Raw genomic sequence first — 21,860 nt, forward strand, 5'->3', positions numbered from 1 at the left:
GTGAACAGCTCTTACATGTCGAACGATGCCGAAAGGTCCGCCATTCTGTCAGGCTATGCGCCGCCCCCAGGGGTGCGTGATGAAATGCTCGACGAGGAGGGCCGGGTAAAGCCGGCCTGGCGAAAGCTGGTGGCGCATTTGCAGGCGGCAAGCCCGCAGGAGCGCGAGCGCGATTTCTCCCGCGGCGCGCACTATCTGCGCGATGCGGGTGTGTTCGTGCGTCAGTACGAGGAGGGCGCAAGTCCGCGCGACTGGCCGCTCAGTCCGGTGCCGGTGATCCAGCCGACCGACGAGTGGCAGGCGCTGGCGGCCGGGCTTGGCGAACGTGCCGACCTGCTTGAAGCCGTGATTGCCGATCTCTATGGCGACAACAAACTGGTTGCCGACGGCCATCTTCCTGCCAGCCTGGTCGCCTCCAACCCGGAATGGCTGCGGCCACTGGTGGGCGTGAAGCCGGCGTCGGGACATTTCCTGCATTTTCTCGCCTTCGAGATCGGCCGTGGCCCCGATGGCCGGTGGTGGGTGTTGGGTGACCGCACCCAGGCACCTTCGGGCGCCGGCTATGCGATCGAAAACCGCGTTGCCTCGTCACGGTCTTTTCCCGGGCTCTACCGCAGTGCCAATGTCGCGCGGCTGGCAGGCTTTTTTCGCGCCTTCCGGGACGGGCTCAATGCTGCGCGCCAGGAAGACAACAGCCGTGTCGGCATCCTCACCCCAGGGCCGATGAACGATACCTATTTCGAGCATGCCTACATCGCTCGATATCTCGGCATGATGCTGCTTGAGGGCGATGATTTGATGGTCGAGGACGGCCGGCTGCTGGTTCGAACCGTTTCCGGCCCCAAACCGATCAGCGTTCTGTGGCGCAGGCTTGATGCCATCTGGGCCGATCCGCTGGAACTTGAATCGGCATCCAAGCTGGGAACGCCGGGCTTGCTCGGCGCGGTTCGCTCAGGCGGCGTCACCATGGTCAATGCGCTGGGCGCGGGCGTGCTCGAAAGCCGCGCCTTTCTGGCCTTCCTGCCGCGCCTGTCCGAGGTGCTGCACGGCAAGCCGCTTACCATCCCCAACATCGCCACCTGGTGGTGTGGTGGTGAAGCCGAGCGGGCCCATGTGTTTGCCAACGCCGAAGCAATGATGATCGGCCCGGCAAATTCCACCCGTCTGCCTTTGGAACCGGAACCTGGTGCCGTGCTCAAGGGCGACATGTCGACAATGGGCCTAGATCTTGATGCCTGGCTGGCAGCCGAGGGGCGACACCTGGTCGGCCAGCAATTGGTGTCGCTGTCGACGACGCCGACTTGGGAAAACGACGTGCTGAAACCGCGGCCGATGAGTATCCGCGTGTTCCTGTCGCGCACCCGCGACGGTTGGCAGTTGATGCCGGGCGGGTTTGCCCGACTTGCGGCGTCGGCTGATGATCCATCCGCGGTGTCGATCCGGCGCGGCGGTTCGGTCGCCGACGTCTGGGTAGTCTCCGACAAGCCGTTGCCCGAAGAAGAGGCCAGGGTGAGGCCAGACGAATTTTTCGTCCGAACCTCGCCGGCGTTGTTGCCGAGCCGCGCCGCCGACAATCTCTTCTGGCTCGGCCGCTATGTCGAACGCTCAGAGGGGCTGATGCGGCTGGTGCGCGCTTATATGAGCCGGCTGCCCGAAAGCCCCGCCGGTGGCTCGCCGCTGATGGATGCCATCGAGACCTATCTTGAGGATCGGGGAGTGGAGACCGGGGAGGGTGTTCCCTTGGCCGTAGAGCAGGCCATCTCAATGGCTGTGAACTCGGCCAACCAGGTGCGTGACCGTTTTTCAGTCGACGCGTGGTCCTCGCTCGCCGATCTTGAAGGTGCAGTCGGCAAGATGCGCCGGGTTGTCGTTCCCGGCGATGACGCGGCTTCGGCGCTCGGTGTGTTGCTGCGCAAAATCACCGGTTTTTCGGGTCTGGTGCACGAGAACATGTACCATTCCACCGGCTGGCGGTTCCTGACCATCGGTCGCTCTCTTGAGCGCGCTATGGCGATGGCCGAATTGCTGGCGACGTTTGGCGAATGGTCCGGTCCGCATGGTGGTTTCGAGCTTTGCGTCGAGATCGGCGACAGTGTCATGACCCACCGCCGCCGCTATTCGGTTACCGCCAGCCGCAACACGGTCATCGATCTGTTGGCGCTCGATGTGCTCAATCCGCGATCGATCGCCTGCCATGTCAGCGAAATACGACATCAGGTTAGCTTGTTGCCGGGTGCTCAAACCGGGGGGCAGTTGTCGAATCTGTCACTGCTGGCACAGCGGCTCCACAGCGAACTCGCCGCGCATACGCCGCAGAGTCTTGATCTGGAAAAGCTCAACGAACTGCGGCAAGCCATCGGGCAGGTGACCAATGAAATTCATGCCCAGTACCTAGGATGATCGACATGCTTTATGACATCAAGCTGATCATCGACTACGCCTTCGAGGCCCCGGCGGCGGGCGCACGACAGATCCTGCATGCGATGCCCCTGTCAATTGAGGGCCGGCAACGGTTGATTACAGGCGACATCACCATTGATCCATTGCCGTCCTATCGGTCGGACCGCACCGATTTCTTCGGCAACGCCGTCACCGAGCTGGCCTTTGCAGAGGCGCATTGGAACATCGTGATTGCCTTCACTTCACGGGTCGAGGTTACAGGCGGCGCCGCGCCAACTGGCGGTTCGCCTGATCTCGCGGGGCTTACCCGTGCGCTGGCCGAGACCGTCGATCTGGGGCCGGTGTCTCCCTTGCACTTTTTGGCTGCTTCCCGCTACGCACAGCCGGATGCCGCGATCGCCAGCTGGGCAGCCGGTCACCGGTTGCCGGGTCTCGCCACAAGCGACATCGTTGGGAATTTGGGCCTTGCGTTGCACCACGCGATGCGCTTTGACGCCGAAGCCACCACGGTCGACACGCCTGCCGCCGAAGCCTTCGCCGCCCGCCACGGCGTCTGCCAGGATTTTACCCACATCATGATCATCGCGCTGCGCAGCCTTGGCATTCCGGCGGGCTACGTCAGCGGTTATCTGCGCACCCTGCCGCCACCCGGCCAGGAGCGGCTCGAAGGCGCCGATGCCATGCATGCCTGGGTAAAGGCGTGGTGCGGACCGCAAGCCGGGTGGGTTGAATATGACCCGACCAACGCGGTGTTTGCCGGTACCGATCATGTGGTGGTCGGCTATGGTCGCGACTATGCCGATGTAGCCCCGGTGCGCGGCGCCATGCGCATCGCCGGCGGTCAGTCTAGCAACCAGTCAGTCGACGTCGCCCCGGTCGATCGGTAACCGGGTGTCCAGCGCCAGAACTGTCAATCGTCGGGGTTGTCGAGATATTCGATCAGGCAGGGGCGCGGCAGGTCTTTCAGTGCCGTCAGCAAATCCTCGGCATTGCGGACCCTGCGCGAGGGCAGGCCATAGGCTGTAGCAATGACGGAAAAATCGGGTGCCGATGGGGTAACCCCGATCGGCGCGATGTCCACCGAGGTCATCGCCGTCTCGATTTCCATGTAGCCGGAATTGTTCCACACCAGAAACGCCACGTCTGCGTTGCAGTCGCGGGCGCTGCCAAGCTCCGACAGCGTGAACTGAAATCCGCCATCGCCCAAAAGCGCTACCGCCGGATGGCCGGGCTTGCCCAGCGCTGCGCCTATCGCTGCAGGCGCTGCATAGCCCAGCGTGCCGAAACCGGTGGCCGAATTGAACCAGGTGGCGGGGCCGGGCGCCGAGACATACATGTTGCCCGCATAAACCAGCTGGGTTGAATCGCCGACGATGGTGGCATCAGGCAGGATATCCCAGATCCGCTGCAACAGATTGATGTGCTGGCGATAGGCGTCGCCAATCTCGGCCAGTGCCAGATCGCGCGCGAATTTTGCGCGCGCGTTGCCATTGCGGCCTTCCATTTTGGCCCAGATCGGGGAAGGGACAAGCATGCCGGCGATAAATGCACCCAGATCCGCCCGCACCGGCAGCGCCGCCGGTGCGCCGCGAAGCAACTGGTCTGCGTCGATATCAACCCGGATCAGGTTTTCCGGCAGCGCAAACCCGCCATCCTGATACATGTCCATGTCGGTAGGCCCGAGCTCGGTACCGAGCGCCAGCACCAGATCGGCTTGGCCAAGCAGGCTGCGCACCGAGCCCAAGCTGGCGCTGGCGGGCACGTCGAGCGAATGGCCAGCCATCACCCCGCGGGCGTTGGTGGTGCTGACCACCGGCGCATCGAGCGCTTCGGCGAAAGCGCGTACGACCGCCGCATGCCGGACCGCGCCACCGCCGATCAGGATCACTGGGCTTTTTGACGCAGTGCATAATTGCGCGGCGCGGTTAAGCGCGGAAGCAGAGGGCGACAATGGGGCCGCTTCAGGCAATTTAAATGTCCGGCCGGCGGCGGGCAGCTTCATCACGTCGGTCGGGATTTCTATATGCACCGGCCCGGGGCGGGCGGCGGTCATCACCGAAAAGGCCTGTTCCAGCACTTCGGCCAGTCGTGATGGCTCGGTCAGGGTGTGGGTAGACAAGGCGACCGTGCGGATAAGCCCTGCCTGGTCCGGCAGTTCATGCAAATGACCGGAGCCCTTGCCAAGCGTTGTCGTGGCGTTGACACCGGAGATCACCAGCATCGGAATGCTGTCGGCCCGTGCCTGCGCCATTGCCGTCAAGGTGTTGGTCAATCCTGGTCCAGTGATGACGAAACACACGCCGGGCCGACCGCTGGCACGTGCGTAGCCATCGGCCATGAATCCTGCACCCTGTTCGTGGCGCGGGGTGATATGGCGGATCGAACTTGCTGCGAGCCCGCGATAGAGTTCGATGGTGTGAACACCGGGGATACCAAATACGGTGTCGACACCGGCCTGCTCAAGCATTTTTACCAGCGCTTCACCGACGGTTTGGGATTTCTCTGCCATCAGATCGATTCCACGAAGCTGGCGATGCGGGTGCAGGCTTCCGTCAGCGATTCGTCGGGCACTGTCAGGCTGAGCCGGATCAGCCCGCCGGCATTGTCCCCGAACGATGAGCCCGGCATCACCGCGACTCCAGCTTCCAGCAAACGCCAGGCAAAGCGTTCGCCGTCGAGTCCGGTACCGGAGACGTCGGCGATGATGAACATGCCTGCCTGCGGTCGGAACGGCACGATGCCGTCGAGTTGCTCAAGCCTGTCGGCAATCAGTGCCGCGCGCCGCTTGTAGGCCTCGCGCATCAGCTTTGACGTTTGCAGATCGGAATTGAGGGCAAAGGCGGTCATGTCGGCGATAAACGGCTGGTTGCCGAACAACATGGTTTCCGACAGCGGCAGCAGCTTGTCGCAGAATTCGTGTGGACCGACTGCCCAGCCGCTGCGAAAGCCCGGCGCTGCGTGTGATTTGGAAATCGACGACAGCGCGATCACACGGTCTGCGAGGTCAGGATTGTCGAACGGTGATGCGAATTCACCGTCAAACACCAGTTCCTCGTAGACTTCGTCGGCGACGATCCACAAATCATGGGCCTTGCAGACCGCGCCGATGCTGACGAGTTCGTCGGCGCTCAGCACCGCACCGCTCGGGTTGTGCGGTGAATTCAGCAGCAGCACCCGCGATTGCGGCGTGATCGATGCCTCGAGATCTTCGGCCTTCATCCGGAACCCGTTTTCGGGCCTGAGTGGCACCGGCTGCCGATGCGCGCCGCTGGCGCCGATCACACCTTCATAGGTGGCGTAGAACGGATCGCCCACCAACACGCCGTCGCCGGGCCCGGTCAGCGCCATCATGGTCGCAAACAGCGCCGTCTGGGTTCCCGGAAAGCACATCACGTTGTCGGTATCAACATCGGCGCGGCGGCGGGCATAGCGTGCGGCGATCGCGTCGAGCAGTTCTGGTTCGCCGCGTCCGCTGGAATAGCCGGTGCGTCCGGCCAGCATCGACTGGTGGCAGACCTCGAACAGTTGCGGATCGGGTGGAAGGTCGGGCTCGCCAATGGTCAATTCAATGATGTCGGCACCCTGGGCCTTCATCGTCCGGCAATATTGGTGGATCGCCCATTTGGCGCCGCCGCTGTGGGCCAAGCGCTCGGTGATTTGTGCGTAATGCATCTGTTTATTCCCTGAATTCCGCCGGTTCGATACCGAGCAGCGTCGCCACTGAATCGAGTGTCAGCCGGACCACGTCGAGGCGCGAGAAGTCGTCGCCACCCATGGAGATTTCGATCCAAAGCCCGTCGAGCAGGGCGTTGAGAATGATTGCGTGCTGCCTGATCTGCAGCGGTGACGCGGCCACGCCGCGTTCCGCCATGACCTCGCAGACCAGCTTTTCGATCAGATCACGAAACGACTGGTAACCTTCGCGGTGGGCTTTCGCCATCGCCGGGTCGGAGTTCACCGTTCCGGTAAAGGCGGCCCATATCGACAGCGCGCGCCCGTCGGCGACTGGCGGCGTGACGCTGGCGCGGATAAGTCCTGCAAGCCGTGACAGCGCCGGACCATCGCCGCAACCGGCGGCGGCGTTGGCGGTCAGTTCGGTCATGAAGGATCTGTAGGCGGCCGCCACCAGCCGTTCCTTCTTATCGAAATAGCGACGGATCAGCCCTGGCGTAACACCGGCGCGGAACGCAACTTCGCGCACAGTGGCGCCGGCAAGCCCCAATTCGGCAATGCTGTCGAGCGTTGCTGCAATCAGATCATTCTGCCGCACCGCTTCTGGTTCACGATGGAAGGCGCGTCGCGTCATTCCCGCCATGCCGGACGGGTCAGGCAGGTAGGCCCACCTTCGCAAGGGATGCACAGCGCATCGGCCTCAAACTCCGTTACCTTGCAACCGGCCTGTTCCATCAGCGCCCGTGTCTTGGGAAAACCATCGACCATGATCACCTCGCCCGGGGTCAGCGCCAGCACATTGAGGTTGAGCCCGTTGGAAGCCTCGAACTCGTCGCGTGGCGCTTCCACCAGGGTGTAGCCGCGGTCTTTCAGCAATTGCCAGAACCCGACCGGCAGCATCGGGGCAAACACCAGCGCCAGTTTTTCATCGAGCGGCGACATTACCGACATCAGATGCAGACAGGCGTCGGCGCCGTTGCCGAGCGGCAGGTCATAGCCGAGTACGGTGACGCCGAGCGGGGACAGGATTTCGCCCAACTGTTCGATCCCTGCCTGGTTGGTGCGAACGCCGCGGCCGACAGCCAGCGTCAAGTCGTCCACCCAGATGCAATCGCCGCCCTCGACCTGACCGGGGGCCTTGATTTCGCCGAGGATCGGAATGCCTGCAGCGCGGTAGGCGTCGGCGTGCAGCGCCGGTTCGCCCACCCGTCCGGGCTTGCCCATGCGCAAAATGATGGCGCCCTTGTCGCTCACCAACGACGGATCATGGGTGAACATCGCATCGGCCATGCCGTCGCCGGAATCCTCGATCCAGATGATCTCAGTACCACACGCCGCCACCAGATCTGCAAACACGCCAAATTGCTCGATGGCGCGGGTGCCATCAAACCCGGGGCCGTAATGCCACTCCGCAGCATTGGCGTTTTGAAGGCTGCTGCCAGGCCGGCGCATGAGCACCCGTTTGAGCGGGGCGGTCATGGATTGAGATCCGTATTTCATGGAGGAGTCCGTTTCGGTGATGTGCGATTTTGGAAATTATACACTTGATTAATTACTGCGCAAGGGTCACGATTGGCTCAGTTCGCTCCCACCGGGGCATCTGAGGAACCGTATGAGCAGTCCACAATCTGGCGCCCAAACCGGCGCCGCAACGTCTCCGCCGGCTGTCGCCGTTACCAACCTGTGCAAGCAGTTTGGTGAGCTCGAAGTGCTCAAGGGCGTGTCGCTGTCGGCCAACACCGGCGACGTGGTGGCCATCATCGGTGGATCGGGTTCCGGCAAGTCGACCATGCTGCGCTGCATCAACATGTTGGAACTGCCGACCAAAGGCACGATCAGCATCCAGGGTGAGATCATCAAGATGAAGCCGGATGGGCGCGGCGGCCAGCAGCCGGCCAATTCCGCGCAACTGCGCCGGATCCGAACCCGGTTGGCGATGGTATTCCAGAGCTTTAATTTGTGGCAGCACATGACCGTGCTTGGCAATGTCATCGAGGTTCCGGTGCATGTGATGGGTGTGCCGCGCGACGAGGCGATTGCGCGCGCCGAAAAACTGCTTGAGCGTGTCGGCCTGTCCGACAAGCGCGATGTCTATCCGGCGTTTCTGTCCGGTGGCCAGCAGCAGCGTGCGGCAATTGCCCGGGCGCTGGCGGTCGAGCCGGAGGTGATGCTGTTTGACGAGCCGACATCTGCACTCGACCCCGAGCTGGTGGGCGAAGTGCTGGCCGTGATTGCCGATCTGGCCCGCGAGGGCCGCACCATGCTGCTTGTTACCCACGAGATGAATTTTGCCCGTGAAGTGGCAAACCATGTCGTGTTTCTGGCTGACGGTGTGATCGAGGAGGAAGGTCCGCCCGAAACTGTCTACAGCGCGCCCAAATCGGAGCGCCTGCAAAAATTCCTTGCGACTGTCCAATAGTCCAAGGGTGAATGGGCAAAGCCCGAACGTCCAACAGGGGAAATACTATGAAAACCAAACTCGTTACAGCCATCGCCGCATTCGGTCTCACGCTCGCGGCCCACGCCGCTTCCGCTGAAACCGTGCGCGTTGGTGTTGCAGCCGAGCCTTATCCGCCGTTCACCGAGCCCGATGCAGCCGGTAACTGGACCGGCTGGGAAATCGAATTCATGAACGCCGTCTGCGCCGAGGCCAAGCTTGATTGCGTGGTCACGCCTGTTGCCTGGGATGGCATCATTCCGGCGCTGACATCGAACAAGATCGACGCCATCGTCGGCTCGATGTCGATTACCGAAGAGCGTATGAAGACCATTGATTTCTCGGATAAATATTACAATACGCCTGCGGTTGTCGCGATGGCCAAGGGTGGCGGCATCACACCGGACGCAGAGGGCCTGAAGGGCAAGATCCTCGGTGTTCAGGTCTCCACGATCCACCAGAAATATGCGATCGAGCATTTCGGTGACGTCGCAGCCGAGATCAAGGAATACCAGACCCAGGACGAAGCCAACCAGGATCTCGCTGCCGGACGTGTTGATGCCGTCATGGCGGATTCACTGGCGCTGGATGCTTTCGTCAAGTCAGACACGTGCTGCGAAATTGCCGGCGCGGTGGAAGACGATCCGGCGATCCTCGGTGCCGGCGTTGGCGTTGGCCTGCGCAAGGGTGATGATGAGCTGCGCGAGAAATTCAACACAGCCATCGCCGCCATCCGCGAAAACGGCACTTATGCCGAGTTCTCGAAGAAGTATTTCGACTTCGACATCTACGGCAAGTAATGCGCCTCGCTGGCGCAATCGCTCCAGCCGGATCGGCGGGTTCACCCCGCCGATCCGCAATGAGTGTTTCAAATGCTTGACTGGATCACCGGCATTGCCGCCTGGGAGCTTCTGGCGCTTGAGCCGCCAGGCTGGGGCGGTGTGTTGCTCAAAGGTCTTGCGGTTTCGCTGCAGGTTGCCGTCGGTGGCTATATTCTCGGCTTTCTGATCGGCATCGGTGGTGCCACCGGCAAGCTCTATGGTGGGCCGATCCTGCGCGATGTGCTCGATGTCTACACCACGCTGGTGCGCGCGGTGCCAGAACTGGTTCTCATCCTGTTGCTTTATTACGCAGGCACCGACGCGCTTAACAAGATCATGATCCTGATGGGCGCCGAGCGCACCGATATCAGCGGTTTGGCCGCGGGCATCTTTGTCATTGGCGTGGTGCAGGGCGCCTATCAAACCGAAGTTCTGCGCGGTGCTTTCAAGGCCGTGCCCTATGGACAGATCGAAGCGGCGCGGGCCTATGGCATGTCGTCGCTGCAAGTTCTGCGGCGCATTACCTTGCCCGGCATGCTGCCGCATGCGGTGCCCGGCCTTGCCAATCTCTGGCTGATAGCCACCAAGGACACGGCGCTTCTGGCTGTTGTCGGTGTCTCGGAACTGACGCTCGTGACGCGACAGGCAGGCGGCACCACCAAGTCCTATTTCCTGTTTTTCATGGCTGCGGGGCTGCTTTACCTGATGGTGACACTGCTTTCCAATGTCGTCATTCGCCGTGTTGAACGTCATGCCCGTCGCGGTATGCCGGCGGTGCGTTGATGGAACCGGAACTCAGAAGCTGGAAGGAGCCGCACCGTTTGGTGCTGCTGGCGATTGCCATTGGCATCGTGGTGTTTGCCGCGACCACCATGCGCTGGGACTGGTTGCCGCGCTACTCCGGCAAGCTGGTCACCGGTGTCGGCACCACATTGTGGCTGCTGTTTCTCACCAGCGTGCTGGGCTTTCTCCTTGCCGTGCCGCTCGGTCTGGCTCAAGCCGCAGGGCCTTTCTGGTTGTCGGGACCGGCGCGCGCCTTCTGCACCGTAATCCGCGGCACGCCATTGCTGCTGCAACTATGGCTTCTCTATTACGGCCTCGGCTCGCTGTTTGCCTACTGGCCGGAAATCCGCCAGTCCTGGGCCTGGCCCTATCTCAGGTCGGCCTGGCCCTATGGTGTGCTGGCGCTGACCATGTCCTTTGCCGGATACGAGGGAGAGGTGATGCGCGGCGCCTTTGCCGGCGTGCCCAAGGGTGAACTCGAAGCGGCGCGGGCCTATGGCATGTCGCCCTTCACGGCCTTCCGGCGGATCTGGTTGCCGCGAGCCATTCATCGGGCGCTGCCGACGCTGGCTGGCGAAACCGTGCTGCAGCTGAAAGCCACGCCGTTGGTCGCGACGATTACCGTGGTCGATGTCTATGCGATCATCTCCCGTGTCCGCCAGGACACTTTTCTGACCTACGAGCCGCTGTTCTTGCTGGCCTTGATCTACATGATCCTGACCGGCGTGCTGGTGGTCGCTTTCCGCTGGCTTGAAGCCAGGGTGCCAGTCCAAAGCTGATTTGCCTCGTCCCGACACCGTTAGGCCGCCCGCGCCTTGCGGCTGTCGCGGGGCGGGGTGCCGAATTGCCGGCTGAAAGCGCGCGAGAATGACGATTCCGATGAAAACCCAGTGCGTGATGCGATATCGGTCATGCTCAACCGCGTGTCATTGACCAGCCGTCGCGCCGCTGCCAGCCGGAGAGACAGAAAATAGGCTCCTGGCGTCTGTTCCAGTTGCCGGGCGAACAGCTGTTCCAGTCCACGCGCCGACATCGACACCCGTTTGGCGATCGCCGCGATGCTGACCGGTGCGTCGATATGGGTTTCCATGATCCGCACCGCACGCACCAGCCGTGGATCATGCAGCGTGTCGCCCAACGTGACATTGACCTGGGCGTCGCCAGCCGCACGCAGTTCGTCATGCACGAAGCTGCTGGCAACATCGAGTGCTGCCGGACGGCCGAGAATACGGCCGATCAGATCGACAACCATATCGAAGGTGGGCGACGCGCCCGAGGTGGTGATGAAGCGCCCGTCGATGACATAGCGGTCGGGCCTCAGGTCCACATGTGGGAAGGCGCTGGCGAACTCCTCGAAATCCTCCCAATGGGTGGCCGCGCGGTGCTCGTCCAGCAGGCCAGCGCGCGCCAGCAGCCAGGCGCCCGATTCAATGCCGATAACCAGATTGGCATTGCGGGCAGCGCGGTAAATCAGCGAAATCAGTTTGCGCTCGGTCATGCGCGCGGCGCCAAAGCCCGCGACAACTGCCAGAATATCGCTACGGCCAGATGGATCGAGCCTGCCCTGAACCGGCCAGGCGATCCCTGAAGAGGTTTCCGGTGCCTGGCCATCAACGGAGACGAAGCGCCAGTCGAATACCAGCCGACCGGCCTGCCGATTGGCGGCTCTGAGGGGTTCGACGCTGCTCGCCAGCGTCAGCAGCGAACAGCCGGGCAGGGCCAGCAGATCGACTTTGATCGGGCGGTCCAATTCAGAAATCATCGACAGAGCTTTGCTTTGTGTCATGATTACTTCGTAAATTGCAATGCATGTGGCTGCAAGCCAGTCATCATTGCACGACACTCAAGAGGAGGATTGACCGCATGCCATTGACCATGAATCGCGAGGTTTTCATCACCTGCGCCGTCACCGGATCCGGCGCCACCCAGGACCGCAGCCCGCATGTGCCGCGTTCGCCCGAGCAGATTGCCAATTCGGCGATCGATGCCGCCAAGGCCGGTGCCGCCATTGTTCATTGCCATGTCCGCGATCCCGAGACCGGCAGTCCGCGCCGCGATGTTGCGCTTTACCGGGAAGTCACCGAACGCATTCGCGAAGCCGAAGTCGATGTGGTCCTCAACCTGACAGCCGGCATGGGTGGCGACATCACCTTTGGGCCGACCGAAAAGCCATTGCCACTCAATCCTGTGGGCACAGACATGGCCGGCGCATCCGAGCGCATTAAGCACATTCTGGAATGCCTGCCCGAGATGTGCACGCTTGATTGCGGCACCATGAATTTCGCCGAGGCCGATTACGTCATGACCAACACACCGGGCATGCTGCGCGCTATGGGCGGCATGATGACTGAGCTCGGTGTCAAGCCGGAAATCGAGGCCTTCGATACCGGCCACCTGTGGTTCGCCAAGGAACTGGTCAAGGAAGGCGTGCTCGCACCGGACGCTTTGGTGCAGCTTTGTATGGGCGTGCCGTGGGGCGCACCTGACGATCTCAACACCTTCATGGCGATGGTCAACAACGTACCCGATGACTGGAACTGGTCAGCCTTCGCGCTTGGCCGCAACCAGATGGCCTATGTCGCGGCCTCTGTGCTGGCTGGCGGCAATGTCCGCGTTGGTCTTGAAGACAATCTCTGGCTCGGCAAGGGCCAGCTCGCAACCAATGCCCAACTGGTCGAGCGCGCCGCGTCAATCGTCGAGAATATGGGCGCGCGGGTCATCGGTCCGCAGGAAGTCCGCGAACGGCTGAACCTGACTAAACGCGCGCCTGCGGCTGCATGAAACACGAAGGGGAGGGTGATATGGAAAAGGTCAAGTTCACGGCGATGAAGGATGGCGATCGGGAGGATTATGAATTCCTCACCGAACACGAAATCGACTATGCCGCCAAGACCGGCGAACGCTTGCTCTCGGCAATGGTGGATCTCGACAAAAGCCTGTCGGGTTACCAGGTCACGCGCCTCGGACATTCGTTGCAGGCCGCCACCCGCGCCTGGCGTGATGGCGCCGATGTCGACTGGGTGGTCTCGGCACTGCTGCATGATATTGGCGACATCTATGCGCCCTACAATCACGATGAATATGCGGCCGCTATCCTGAAACCCTTCGTGCGCGAGCAATGCACCTGGGTGGTGGAAAAGCACGGCGACTTCCAGAAGCTCTATTACGCCCAACATGTTGGCGGCAATCCGCACGCGCGCGATGCCTACAAGGGCCATGCCTATTACGATGATTGCGCCACATTCTGCGAGCGCTGGGACCAGAACAGCTTTGACCCGGACTACCCGCATGAAGACATCGAGTTCTTCCGCGCTCAAGTCGAGCAGGTCTTTGCCCGCAAAGCCTATGATCCTGCAGTGATCCGCGCCGGCGAACGGGTTGAACTGACCGATCCCACACGTGCCAAAGAGCGAAACACATGAGTGAAAACAAAACAGCCGCCATCATCGGCGGCGGTGTCATCGGCGGCGGCTGGGCTGCGCGCTTCCTCCTCAATGGTCGGAATGTGATCGTCTCCGATCCTGATCCGGAAGCTGAACGAAAGGTCAGTGAAGTGCTAGCCAATGCGCGGCGATCCTTGCCCGCGCTGTCGGACGTGACCGTCCCGAAAGAAGGCAAACTCAGTTTTGCTGCGTCGCTGGCAGAAGCCGTGGCTGACGCGGACTGGATCCAGGAAAGCGCGCCCGAGCGCCTCGATATCAAGCACAAGGTTTTTGCTGAAATCCAGGCCCATTGCCGCAAGGATGCGCTGATTGGCTCGTCCACGTCCGGCTTCAAACCGTCTCAACTGCAAGAGGGCGCGGCACGGCCGGAGCAGATCTTCGTCGCCCATCCGTTCAACCCGGTCTACCTGCTGCCGGTTGTCGAGCTTGTCGGGGTTCAGGAAACTGTCGAGCACGCCAAAGAGGTGCTCGAAGAAATCGGCATGAAACCGTTGATCGTGCGCAAGGAAATTGACGCCCACATTGCCGACCGGTTTCTCGAAGCTGTCTGGCGCGAGGCGCTTTGGCTGATCAAGGACGGCGTTGCCACCACCCAGGAAATCGACGACGTCATCCGCTATGGCTTCGGCATGCGCTGGGCCCAGATGGGCCTGTTCGAGACCTACCGCATCGCCGGCGGCGAGGCGGGCATGCGCCATTTCATCGCCCAGTTCGGCCCCTGCCTGTCCTGGCCCTGGACCAAGCTGATGGATGTGCCGGAACTCACCGAAGAACTGACCAACATGATCGCCGATCAGTCCGACACGCAGTCAGGCATGCATTCGATCCGTGAACTCGAGCGCATCCGCGACGACAATCTTGTTGCCATGATGCGGGCGCTTAAGGGCCGCAACTGGGGCTCGGGAGAGCTTCTCAATATTCAGGACGCGCGCAACAAGCCTCCACTGCCTGCTGACATCGACCAGCCGCTGACAACGCTGAACCGCGTCATCCCGATCGACTGGATGGATTACAACGGTCACATGAACGAAAGCCGTTATGGTCAGGTGTTTTCCGACGCGGGCGACGTCGTCATGCAGATGGTCGGCGCCGATCAGGCCTATATCGACGGCGGCCTGTCCTATTTCACCGTCTCGAATGAAATCGGCTATTTAAGCGAGACCCATCTGGGCGACGCCATCCATGTCCGCACCCGGGTCCTCGAAGCCCGCGGCAAGAAGCTGCGGCTCTATCACGAGATGATCCGCACCGCCGACGGCGAACTGCTGTCGACCTGCAACCAGCTTCTTCTTCATGTCTCGCTCGAAACCCGCCGCACCTGCGAGCCCGAAGGCGAGGTTCTGGCAAAGATCACCGCGCTCGGCGAAGCCCAGTCGAAACTGCCAAAACCCGCCAGCATGCAGGACTAGGCGATGAGCAAGCGGGTTCTCATCACCGGTGGCGGATCGGGCATCGGCAAGGCAATGGCTCAGGCCTTTGCAGTCGATGGTGCCCGGATCTTTGTCACCGATATGGACGAGGCCGCGTTGGCTCAGTGCCCTGATAGCTGGCTGAAAATGACCGGCGACGCAAGCGATCCTGACCACATGCAGGCGGTTTTCGCGCGCATTGCAGACGAGTGGGGCAGTGTTGATGTCGTCTGCGCCAATGCCGGCATTGCAGGCCCCACGGCTCTGGTCGAGGACGTGCAGATTGAGGATTTCCGCCGCTGCATCGCCGTCAATCTGGAAGGCGCGTTCTTGGCCGCCAAATATGCAGCGTCGATGATGAAGGCGCAGAAATCGGGCGTGATCCTGATCACCTCCTCGAATGCGGGCATCAACGGCTTCCCCAACCGCTCGCCTTATGCATCTGCTAAATGGGCGGAGATCGGGCTGATGAAGACGCTGACCATGGAGCTCGGCCCCTACGGCATCCGCGCCAATGCAATCGCACCGGGATGCGTTGAAGGTCAGCGGATTGATGGTGTGATCGCACGCGAGGCGAAAGCCAAGGGAACCACGCCCGCAGCCATCCGCGCCGGATATGAGGCAGGCGTTTCGATGCGCTCCTTCGTCTCGGCTCAGGACATTGCCAACATGGCCGTTTTTCTGGCGTCCGACGGTGCACGGCTGGTGTCAGGCCAGGTGATTGCCGTTGATGGCCATACTGAAAACCCCGACCCAAAGGTATAAGAACATGGATTTCGGACTGACCCAGGAACAGGAGATGATCGTCGAAACCACACGGGCTTTCGTCGAGAATGAACTCTATCCGCACGAAGCCCAGGTTGAACGCACCGGCCATCTTGATATGGATCTTGTCCGCGAGATCCAGCAGAAGGCGATTGCAGCGGGGCTCTACGCCGCCAACATACCTGAGGAGTTCGGCGGCGCCGGTCTCGATACACCGACATGGCTGCTCTACGAAAAAGAGCTTGGCCGCGCCAATTACGCGCTGCACTGGACCTGCGTCGCGCGGCCTTCCAACATCCTCTGCGCCGGCACGCCTGATCAGCGCGCCCGATATCTCGATCCATGCGTAGCTGGCGAGAAATGGGATTGCCTGGCCATGACCGAACCCGGTGCTGGCTCCGACCTGCGCGGCATGAAAGCCAGCGCCAAACAGGACGGTTCCGATTGGGTGCTCAACGGCACCAAGCACTTCATTTCCCACGCGGACATCGCCGACTTCACCATCGCCTTCATGGCCACTGGTGAAGAGGACACACCGCGCGGTCCGAAAAAACTGATCACCGCGTTTTTCGTCGACAAGGGCACGCCGGGCTATGCCGTTCGCGACGGCTACCGCAATGTTTCCCATCGCGGCTATACCAACGCTATCCTCGAATTCGACAATTGTCGCATCCCTGCCGAAAATGTGCTCGGCGAAGTCCACAAGGGCTTCGAGGTCGCCAACACCTGGCTCGGCGCCACAAGGCTACAGGTCGGCGCCACTTGTCTCGGTCGCGCCGACCGCGCATTCCAGCATTCGGTCGAATGGGCAGCGACCCGCGAACAGTTTGGCCAGCCGATCGGCAAGTTCCAGGGCGTCTCGTTCAAGCTCGCCGACATGGCGATGGAAATGAAGGCCGCCGAATTGATGATCCTCGAGGCCGGCTGGAAATTCGACCAGGGCACGGTGTCCGACGCCGACATGGCGATGGCCAAGCTCAAGGCCACCGAAATGCTGGCCATGGTCGCCGACGAGGCGATCCAGATCCATGGCGGAATGGGGCTGATGGATGAACTGCCGCTTGAGCGTATCTGGCGCGACGCTCGCATCGAACGCATCTGGGAAGGCACGTCGGAAATCCAGCGCCACATCATCTCGCGCTCGCTGTTGCGCCCGTTTGGCGCGTGATCTCGTCCATGAAACCTGACCTTTCCCGCCTTTTGAGGCCAAAATCCATCGCGTTGTTTGGCGGCGGCTGGGCTGTCAATGTTGTGGCCCAACTGAAAAAGTCCGGCTTTGATGGCGACATCTGGCCGGTCAATCCGAAGCGCAGCGACATTCTCGGTGTGCCCTGCATTGCCTCCATAGATGATTTGCCGGGGGTGCCCGACGCCAGCTTCATCGGCGTCAATCGCGATGCGACCATCGAGGTGGTCGAAAAGCTCAGCACCATGGGAGCCGGCGGGGCAACCTGTTTTGCCTCAGGCTTTCTCGAAAGCGAAACTGAAACTGCCGGCGGGGCTGATCTGCAGACGCGGCTTGTCGAGGCCGCAGGCGATATGCCGATCCTCGGGCCCAACTGCTACGGGCTTCTCAACTATCTCGATAATGTCACGCTGTGGCCGGATCAGCACGGCGGCATGACTGTGGATCGTGGCGTGGCAATTATCGCCCAGTCCTCCAATATCGCCATCAACATGACCATGCAGGCCCGCGGCCTGCCGATTGCCTATGTCGTGGCGGCAGGCAATCAGGCGCAGGTCGGCGCTAGCGCCATCGCCGAAGCGCTGCTTGATGATGAACGGGTCACCGCCATCGGGCTTTACCTCGAAGGCTTTGGCGACATCCGTGAACTGGAAGTTTTTGCCGCCAAGGCGCGTGCCAAAGGCAAACCGGTCGTCGCCATCAAGATCGGCAGGTCCGACAAGGCACGGGCCGCAACCATGACCCACACGGCTTCGCTGGCCGGCAATGCTGCGGCGGGATCGGCGCTGCTCAAGCGCCTCGGGATCATTGAGGTCGCGACCATTGCCGTCTTCCTCGAAACGCTCAAGCTTCTGCATATGGTCGGGCCGCTGCCGGGGTCCGCAATCTGTTCAGTCAGTTGCTCCGGTGGCGAAGCAAGCCTGATGGCGGATCTTTCAAGCGGCAGCGGCTTGGATTTTGCCGATTTCGCGCCGGCTCAACGCGCCGCGTTGAAAGCCGAACTTGGACCCATCGTCACCATCGCCAATCCGCTCGACTATCACACCTTCATCTGGGGTGACACGCCTCGCATGACCCGGATGTTCTCGATGGTCATGGCCGAAACATTTGACCTCATCGTTTTCATTCTGGACCTTCCGCGCGCCGACCGCTGCGACCTGTCGGGCTATCAATGCGCAGTCGACGCCATTGTTGCAGCCAAGGCCGACACCGGCGCGCGCGTTGCGGTACTGGCCAGCCTGCCTGAAAACATGTCGGACAGCTTCACCCGCAGTTTCATGGAGGGAGGTGTCGCCGTCCTCCATGGCATGAGCGAAGGCATAGCGGCCATCAACTCCGCCATTGCCGCAGGCCGGATCAGCAGCGGTGAAGCTCCGGCTGTGCAACTGGCATCAACGCATGCTGGAACGCCCATCACTCTCAGCGAGGCTGCCTCGAAAGACGCTCTGTCCGGCTTTGGCTTAAAGTGTCCGCAGAGCCGGACTGTTGCAACAATCGATGAGTTGGCCGAAGCTTCCGCCGCGCTGGAATTTCCTGCCGTGCTCAAGGGAACAGGCGCGGCGCACAAGAGCGAAGCCGGACTGGTTGTGCTCAATATTCCAAACCAGCAAGATCTTGTCGCAGCGGCTGAGCGTATGAGCGGCACAGCTCAAGGGTATCTGGTCGAGGAAATGGTGTCAGGCCAACTTGCCGAACTGTTGATCGGCATCACCCGTGATCCGACAGGCATGTTTCTGTTGACCCTTGGCGCCGGGGGCGTTCTGACCGAGCTGCTTGGGGACACGGCCAGCCTGCTCTTGCCGGCAAGCCGGACCGAGGTTGAGGCCGCATTCAGAAGCCTGAAGGTCGGCCGGCTGCTTGAAGGCTATCGCGGCAAACCGGCAGCAGACATCGTATCGCTGGTCGATGCGGTGATGGCTGTGTGCAACTATGCTGAAGCTCACGCTGACCGGCTCATTGAGCTGGAAGTCAATCCATTGATCGCCCGCACGTCTGACGCCATAGCCGTCGACGCGCTGATTTGCCTGAATGAGGAAGGATCCCGACCATGACCGGACCAATCAAGACCCGTATTGTTGGCCACGTGCTGGAAGTCACGCTTGACCGGCCAAAGGCCAATGCGGTCGATTTGGAAACCAGCCGTATCATGGGCAAGGTGTTCCGTGATTTCCGTGACAATCCGGATTTGCGTGTCGCAATCCTGACCGGCGCCGGTGAGAAATTCTTCTGCCCCGGCTGGGACCTGAAGGCTGCAGCCGATGGCGATGCGGTCGATGGTGATTATGGCGTTGGCGGCTTTGGTGGCCTTCAGGAACTGCCGCATCTCAACAAGCCGGTGATCTGCGCCGTCAACGGCATCTGCTGCGGCGGCGGGCTGGAGATAGCACTGTCCTGCGACATTATTCTTGCCGTTGAACATGCAAGCTTCGCGCTGCCCGAAATCCGCTCCGGCACGGTGGCTGACGCGGCCTCGATCAAGCTGCCGAAACGCATTCCCTATCATATCGCCATGGAAATGCTGTTCACCGGCCGCTGGCTCGACGCAGAGGAAGCCCACCGTTGGGGCTTTGTCAACCAGATCCATAAAGCCGATGAGCTGATGGTCAAGGCCTGGGAAATGGCCGAGCTGCTCGCGTCCGGCCCGCCGCTGGTCTTTGCTGCGATCAAGGAAGTGGTGCGCGAAGCCGAAGGCGAGAAATTCCAGGACACCATGAACAAGGTGACCAAACGGCAATTGCGCACCGTTGATACACTCTATGGGTCAGAAGACAATCTCGAAGGATCAAAGGCCTTTGCCGAAAAGCGCGATCCGGTCTGGACGGGAAAATAGCAGTGAAACGCCCGACCGCTCAGATCTTGGTGTGCATCTGATAACCCGGTGCAAAGGTCAGCCGCACCGAGGTGATCACCAGTCCCTTGTTCCAGGTGCTGCGGTCGATGACGAACAAGCCTTCACCTTCCTTGCAAGCAAGGATTTCGGCTTCGCGTTTGCCTGCAGTCATTGCCGAAAACGAGAAGTCTCCACCCTCGAACGGGATGTTCGCTACCAGCCATTCATTGGCGCTTTTGACGGTGAGATCGGCTGTCTCGATGCCGGGCACCGCCGCTGTGTTGATCCAGCGGTCTCCGAACACATAAGGTTTGCCGTCAGCCAGATGCAGCGTGACCAGATGGATCAGTTTGATACCGGACTCGATCTGCATGCGGGCCCGGATGCCTGATGGCGGCACCGCGCGCTCCTGCGTGAGCACCGTGTGGCGGTAGGTCTGGCCCTTGCCTTCGATCTCGTAGCGGATCACTGGGATATCCAGCGTGGCCTTGCGCACCGGGTTCAGTGCCACCCGAGTTCCGGCCTTGCGGCGACGGTCGAGAAGTCCTGATTCGGCAAGAGCCCGAAGTGCCCGGTTGACTGTTGCCCTGGCGCAGCCGAACTCGATCGCCAGTTCCGCCTCGTTTGGAATGAAGTCTCCCGGCTTCCATTCGCGGGCGTTGATCCGGCGCAGAACTTCCGCCTGAACCGATTGCCAGCTGTTGAAATCTCCCCCGCTCAAATGGCTTCTCCAAGCTCCTTCATCGCCTTCGCATATGCCGAGACGATAGCCTCCCGTTTCACGTGCTTGCCGCCTGTCACCATGTGGCGGCCTGCCGACCAGACATCGCCTACCATGCGGTCGTCGCCGGCGAATATGTAGCAATCGAGAATTGTGTCGCCGGTTCGGCCGATAAGATCAACCGCCTCGGCATCAAGCGCCATCATGTCGGCGAGCTTGCCGACGGCTAGAGCACCGTTATTGCGCGCCGACACACTGGCCCCGCCCGCGTTGATGGCATCAAACAGCCGCCGTCCGGTGGACTTGTCCGGCATCGCCAATGCCGCGCGCGAATGATCACGCAGCCGTTGTGAATAATCCAGTGTTCTGAGTTCTTCCGACAGCGAAATCCGGATATTGGAATCTGAACCGAGGGCAATCGCGCCGCCGTTTTCAAACCAGCGGACGCCATCAAAGATGCCGTCGCCCAGGCTTGATTCTGTGATAGGACAGAGTCCTGCAACCGCTCCGCTTCTGGCAAGACCTTCGGTTTCATGCGGCAGCATCTGCGTGCAATGGATGAAACAGCGTCGCTCATTCAGCTCCATTTTTTCAAGCACCAGTTCCACCGGTCGCTTGCCATGCGCGGCCTCGATTTCCTCCACCTCTGCAATTTGCTCAGCCAAATGCATGTGCAGCGGGTTGTCGCCGGCCAGTTCTGCATGGTGCGCAAGGTCTTCAATTGCAATCGCGCGCAGGCTATGCGGCGCGACACCGATGCGGCTGTCGGCGGGCAGGTGGGCAATGGCTTCCGCAGATTTGGCATGAAGCTCGGTATAGCGGTCGAGCGTGTTGCCAAACCGGATTTGTCCCGGCCCCAACGGGCGCTTGTCGCAGCCGCCATATTGGTAATGCACCGGTAGAAGCGTCAATCCCATGCCGGTGGTGGCGCTTGCAGCAGCAATCCGCTCGGCCATTTCAGCCAGATTTGCATAGGGCACGCCGCCGGGCTGATGGTGCAGGTAATGGAACTCGACATTGGCGGAGTATCCGGACTCAAGCATTTCCATCTGCACGAAGGCGGCAATCGCCTCGACATGCTCCGGCGTCAGCCGGTCGAGAAAGCGGAACATCAGCTGCCGCCAGGTCCAGAATGAATCCGACGCATTGGGCCCGCGCCTTTCGGTCAGTCCAGCCATGGCGCGTTGAAAGGCGTGGCTGTGGCAATTGGCGGGTGCTGGCAGCAGCACCCCGGTTCTGTGGCCCTCTGCCGGCCTGTCTGGCCCAATGGCATTGATCAGACCGTCCTGGCTGATCTCGATCCGCACATTCTCGGCCCAGCCGCTTTCCAGTAACGCTTTTTCAGCCCAGACAATCGTCATTGTGTCACGCCTCTTGACAGGTTTTTATGTAT

The 21,860-nt window shown here is 61.3% G+C and carries 20 protein-coding genes; 13 read left to right on the forward strand and 7 right to left on the reverse strand.

Annotated features, from left to right (window positions below):
* Together ACK6D9_RS08840 and ACK6D9_RS08845 are read left to right on the forward strand one after the other, a co-directional pair.
* Positions 1-2,400, forward strand: coding sequence for a circularly permuted type 2 ATP-grasp protein (locus ACK6D9_RS08840; protein ID WP_412051377.1), 2,400 nt, complete (start codon positions 1-3; stop codon positions 2,398-2,400).
* The gene (locus ACK6D9_RS08845) at positions 2,397-3,287 is read left to right on the forward strand and encodes a transglutaminase family protein (RefSeq protein ID WP_412051378.1); all 891 of its coding nucleotides are present in this window, start codon (positions 2,397-2,399) and stop codon (positions 3,285-3,287) included. Before ACK6D9_RS08840 ends, ACK6D9_RS08845 begins: the two co-directional genes overlap by 4 nt.
* A 23-nt stretch (positions 3,288-3,310) precedes the next feature.
* Here ACK6D9_RS08845 and ACK6D9_RS08850 read toward each other — a convergent pair whose 3' ends face one another.
* The 4 genes from ACK6D9_RS08850 to ACK6D9_RS08865 are packed head-to-tail and all read right to left on the reverse strand — an operon-like array spanning position 3,311 to position 7,551.
* Positions 3,311-4,909 (reverse strand): 5-guanidino-2-oxopentanoate decarboxylase, encoded by a 1,599-nt coding sequence (locus ACK6D9_RS08850; RefSeq protein ID WP_412051379.1) that lies wholly within the window; start codon positions 4,907-4,909, stop codon positions 3,311-3,313.
* Complete coding sequence (locus ACK6D9_RS08855; protein ID WP_412051380.1) at positions 4,909-6,072, reverse strand: pyridoxal phosphate-dependent aminotransferase; 1,164 nt, start codon at positions 6,070-6,072, stop codon at positions 4,909-4,911. The genes ACK6D9_RS08850 and ACK6D9_RS08855 overlap by 1 nt, the downstream gene beginning before the upstream one ends.
* A 4-nt stretch (positions 6,073-6,076) precedes the next feature.
* Complete coding sequence (locus ACK6D9_RS08860) at positions 6,077-6,706, reverse strand: TetR family transcriptional regulator C-terminal domain-containing protein (RefSeq protein ID WP_412051381.1); 630 nt, start codon at positions 6,704-6,706, stop codon at positions 6,077-6,079.
* On the reverse strand, positions 6,703-7,551 hold the full coding sequence (locus ACK6D9_RS08865) for a dimethylarginine dimethylaminohydrolase family protein (protein WP_412051382.1): 849 nt from the start codon (positions 7,549-7,551) through the stop codon (positions 6,703-6,705). Before ACK6D9_RS08865 ends, ACK6D9_RS08860 begins: the two co-directional genes overlap by 4 nt.
* A 133-nt stretch (positions 7,552-7,684) precedes the next feature.
* Here ACK6D9_RS08865 and ACK6D9_RS08870 point away from each other — a divergent pair, with 133 nt between their 5' ends.
* The 4 genes from ACK6D9_RS08870 to ACK6D9_RS08885 all read left to right on the forward strand — a co-directional run bounded on the left by ACK6D9_RS08870 (position 7,685) and on the right by ACK6D9_RS08885 (position 10,892).
* Positions 7,685-8,491, forward strand: a complete 807-nt coding sequence (locus tag ACK6D9_RS08870) for an ABC transporter ATP-binding protein (RefSeq protein WP_412051383.1) — start codon at positions 7,685-7,687, stop codon at positions 8,489-8,491.
* Positions 8,492-8,538: 47 nt separating this feature from the next.
* Positions 8,539-9,309, forward strand: coding sequence for a transporter substrate-binding domain-containing protein (locus ACK6D9_RS08875; protein WP_322990693.1), 771 nt, complete (start codon positions 8,539-8,541; stop codon positions 9,307-9,309).
* Between the two features lie 72 nt (positions 9,310-9,381).
* Positions 9,382-10,113, forward strand: coding sequence for an ABC transporter permease (locus tag ACK6D9_RS08880; RefSeq protein WP_412051384.1), 732 nt, complete (start codon positions 9,382-9,384; stop codon positions 10,111-10,113).
* Entirely contained in the window at positions 10,113-10,892 is a 780-nt protein-coding gene (locus ACK6D9_RS08885; protein WP_412051385.1) for an ABC transporter permease, read from the forward strand. Before ACK6D9_RS08880 ends, ACK6D9_RS08885 begins: the two co-directional genes overlap by 1 nt.
* A 20-nt stretch (positions 10,893-10,912) precedes the next feature.
* Here the strand turns inward: ACK6D9_RS08885 and ACK6D9_RS08890 are convergent, their stop codons facing one another.
* Entirely contained in the window at positions 10,913-11,899 is a 987-nt protein-coding gene (locus tag ACK6D9_RS08890; RefSeq protein ID WP_412051386.1) for a GlxA family transcriptional regulator, read from the reverse strand.
* A gap of 77 nt (positions 11,900-11,976) precedes the next feature.
* On the opposite strand from ACK6D9_RS08890, the gene ACK6D9_RS08895 reads away from it, so the two are divergent.
* Genes ACK6D9_RS08895 through ACK6D9_RS08925 form a run of 7 tightly spaced genes read left to right on the forward strand, consistent with a single transcriptional unit; the run spans position 11,977 to position 19,746 of the window.
* The gene (locus ACK6D9_RS08895; RefSeq protein WP_412051387.1) at positions 11,977-12,894 is read left to right on the forward strand and encodes a 3-keto-5-aminohexanoate cleavage protein; all 918 of its coding nucleotides are present in this window, start codon (positions 11,977-11,979) and stop codon (positions 12,892-12,894) included.
* A 20-nt stretch (positions 12,895-12,914) separates the two neighbouring features.
* Positions 12,915-13,535 (forward strand): HD domain-containing protein, encoded by a 621-nt coding sequence (locus ACK6D9_RS08900; RefSeq protein ID WP_412051388.1) that lies wholly within the window; start codon positions 12,915-12,917, stop codon positions 13,533-13,535.
* Positions 13,532-14,965, forward strand: coding sequence for a carnitine 3-dehydrogenase (locus tag ACK6D9_RS08905; protein WP_412051389.1), 1,434 nt, complete (start codon positions 13,532-13,534; stop codon positions 14,963-14,965). The genes ACK6D9_RS08900 and ACK6D9_RS08905 overlap by 4 nt, the downstream gene beginning before the upstream one ends.
* A 3-nt stretch (positions 14,966-14,968) precedes the next feature.
* Positions 14,969-15,730 carry an SDR family oxidoreductase gene (locus tag ACK6D9_RS08910; RefSeq protein ID WP_412051390.1) on the forward strand — a complete coding sequence of 254 codons (762 nt, stop codon included), beginning with the start codon at positions 14,969-14,971 and terminating at the stop codon, positions 15,728-15,730.
* A gap of 4 nt (positions 15,731-15,734) precedes the next feature.
* Positions 15,735-16,898 (forward strand): acyl-CoA dehydrogenase family protein, encoded by a 1,164-nt coding sequence (locus ACK6D9_RS08915; RefSeq protein WP_412051391.1) that lies wholly within the window; start codon positions 15,735-15,737, stop codon positions 16,896-16,898.
* An 8-nt stretch (positions 16,899-16,906) separates the two neighbouring features.
* Positions 16,907-18,967, forward strand: coding sequence for an acetate--CoA ligase family protein (locus tag ACK6D9_RS08920; protein ID WP_412051392.1), 2,061 nt, complete (start codon positions 16,907-16,909; stop codon positions 18,965-18,967).
* Complete coding sequence (locus ACK6D9_RS08925; protein WP_412051393.1) at positions 18,964-19,746, forward strand: carnitinyl-CoA dehydratase; 783 nt, start codon at positions 18,964-18,966, stop codon at positions 19,744-19,746. The genes ACK6D9_RS08920 and ACK6D9_RS08925 overlap by 4 nt, the downstream gene beginning before the upstream one ends.
* A 19-nt stretch (positions 19,747-19,765) precedes the next feature.
* Here the strand turns inward: ACK6D9_RS08925 and ACK6D9_RS08930 are convergent, their stop codons facing one another.
* Together ACK6D9_RS08930 and ACK6D9_RS08935 are read right to left on the reverse strand one after the other, a co-directional pair.
* The gene (locus ACK6D9_RS08930; protein WP_412051394.1) at positions 19,766-20,467 is read right to left on the reverse strand and encodes a GntR family transcriptional regulator; all 702 of its coding nucleotides are present in this window, start codon (positions 20,465-20,467) and stop codon (positions 19,766-19,768) included.
* A complete protein-coding gene (locus tag ACK6D9_RS08935) occupies positions 20,464-21,828 on the reverse strand; it encodes a formimidoylglutamate deiminase (RefSeq protein WP_412051395.1) in 1,365 nt (454 codons plus the stop codon). The genes ACK6D9_RS08930 and ACK6D9_RS08935 overlap by 4 nt, the downstream gene beginning before the upstream one ends.
* Positions 21,829-21,860: the final 32 nt, after the last annotated feature.

This window comes from Hoeflea sp. Naph1 (assembly GCF_046837775.1).
In the GTDB taxonomy this organism is placed as follows: Bacteria; Pseudomonadota; Alphaproteobacteria; order Rhizobiales; family Rhizobiaceae; genus Hoeflea.

What these genes read in the sequence shown, in the direction of transcription:
- ACK6D9_RS08845 (WP_412051378.1), top strand. Translation starts at nt 2,397, where the DNA reads ATGATCGACATGCTTTATGACATCAAGCTGATCATCGACTACGCCTTC.
- ACK6D9_RS08850 (WP_412051379.1), bottom strand. Translation starts at nt 4,909, where the DNA reads ATGGCAGAGAAATCCCAAACCGTCGGTGAAGCGCTGGTAAAAATGCTT.
- ACK6D9_RS08855 (WP_412051380.1), bottom strand. Translation starts at nt 6,072, where the DNA reads ATGCATTACGCACAAATCACCGAGCGCTTGGCCCACAGCGGCGGCGCC.
- ACK6D9_RS08860 (WP_412051381.1), bottom strand. Translation starts at nt 6,706, where the DNA reads ATGACGCGACGCGCCTTCCATCGTGAACCAGAAGCGGTGCGGCAGAAT.
- ACK6D9_RS08865 (WP_412051382.1), bottom strand. Translation starts at nt 7,551, where the DNA reads ATGACCGCCCCGCTCAAACGGGTGCTCATGCGCCGGCCTGGCAGCAGC.
- ACK6D9_RS08870 (WP_412051383.1), top strand. Translation starts at nt 7,685, where the DNA reads ATGAGCAGTCCACAATCTGGCGCCCAAACCGGCGCCGCAACGTCTCCG.
- ACK6D9_RS08875 (WP_322990693.1), top strand. Translation starts at nt 8,539, where the DNA reads ATGAAAACCAAACTCGTTACAGCCATCGCCGCATTCGGTCTCACGCTC.
- ACK6D9_RS08880 (WP_412051384.1), top strand. Translation starts at nt 9,382, where the DNA reads ATGCTTGACTGGATCACCGGCATTGCCGCCTGGGAGCTTCTGGCGCTT.
- ACK6D9_RS08885 (WP_412051385.1), top strand. Translation starts at nt 10,113, where the DNA reads ATGGAACCGGAACTCAGAAGCTGGAAGGAGCCGCACCGTTTGGTGCTG.
- ACK6D9_RS08890 (WP_412051386.1), bottom strand. Translation starts at nt 11,899, where the DNA reads ATGACACAAAGCAAAGCTCTGTCGATGATTTCTGAATTGGACCGCCCG.
- ACK6D9_RS08895 (WP_412051387.1), top strand. Translation starts at nt 11,977, where the DNA reads ATGCCATTGACCATGAATCGCGAGGTTTTCATCACCTGCGCCGTCACC.
- ACK6D9_RS08900 (WP_412051388.1), top strand. Translation starts at nt 12,915, where the DNA reads ATGGAAAAGGTCAAGTTCACGGCGATGAAGGATGGCGATCGGGAGGAT.
- ACK6D9_RS08905 (WP_412051389.1), top strand. Translation starts at nt 13,532, where the DNA reads ATGAGTGAAAACAAAACAGCCGCCATCATCGGCGGCGGTGTCATCGGC.
- ACK6D9_RS08910 (WP_412051390.1), top strand. Translation starts at nt 14,969, where the DNA reads ATGAGCAAGCGGGTTCTCATCACCGGTGGCGGATCGGGCATCGGCAAG.
- ACK6D9_RS08915 (WP_412051391.1), top strand. Translation starts at nt 15,735, where the DNA reads ATGGATTTCGGACTGACCCAGGAACAGGAGATGATCGTCGAAACCACA.
- ACK6D9_RS08920 (WP_412051392.1), top strand. Translation starts at nt 16,907, where the DNA reads ATGAAACCTGACCTTTCCCGCCTTTTGAGGCCAAAATCCATCGCGTTG.
- ACK6D9_RS08925 (WP_412051393.1), top strand. Translation starts at nt 18,964, where the DNA reads ATGACCGGACCAATCAAGACCCGTATTGTTGGCCACGTGCTGGAAGTC.
- ACK6D9_RS08935 (WP_412051395.1), bottom strand. Translation starts at nt 21,828, where the DNA reads ATGACGATTGTCTGGGCTGAAAAAGCGTTACTGGAAAGCGGCTGGGCC.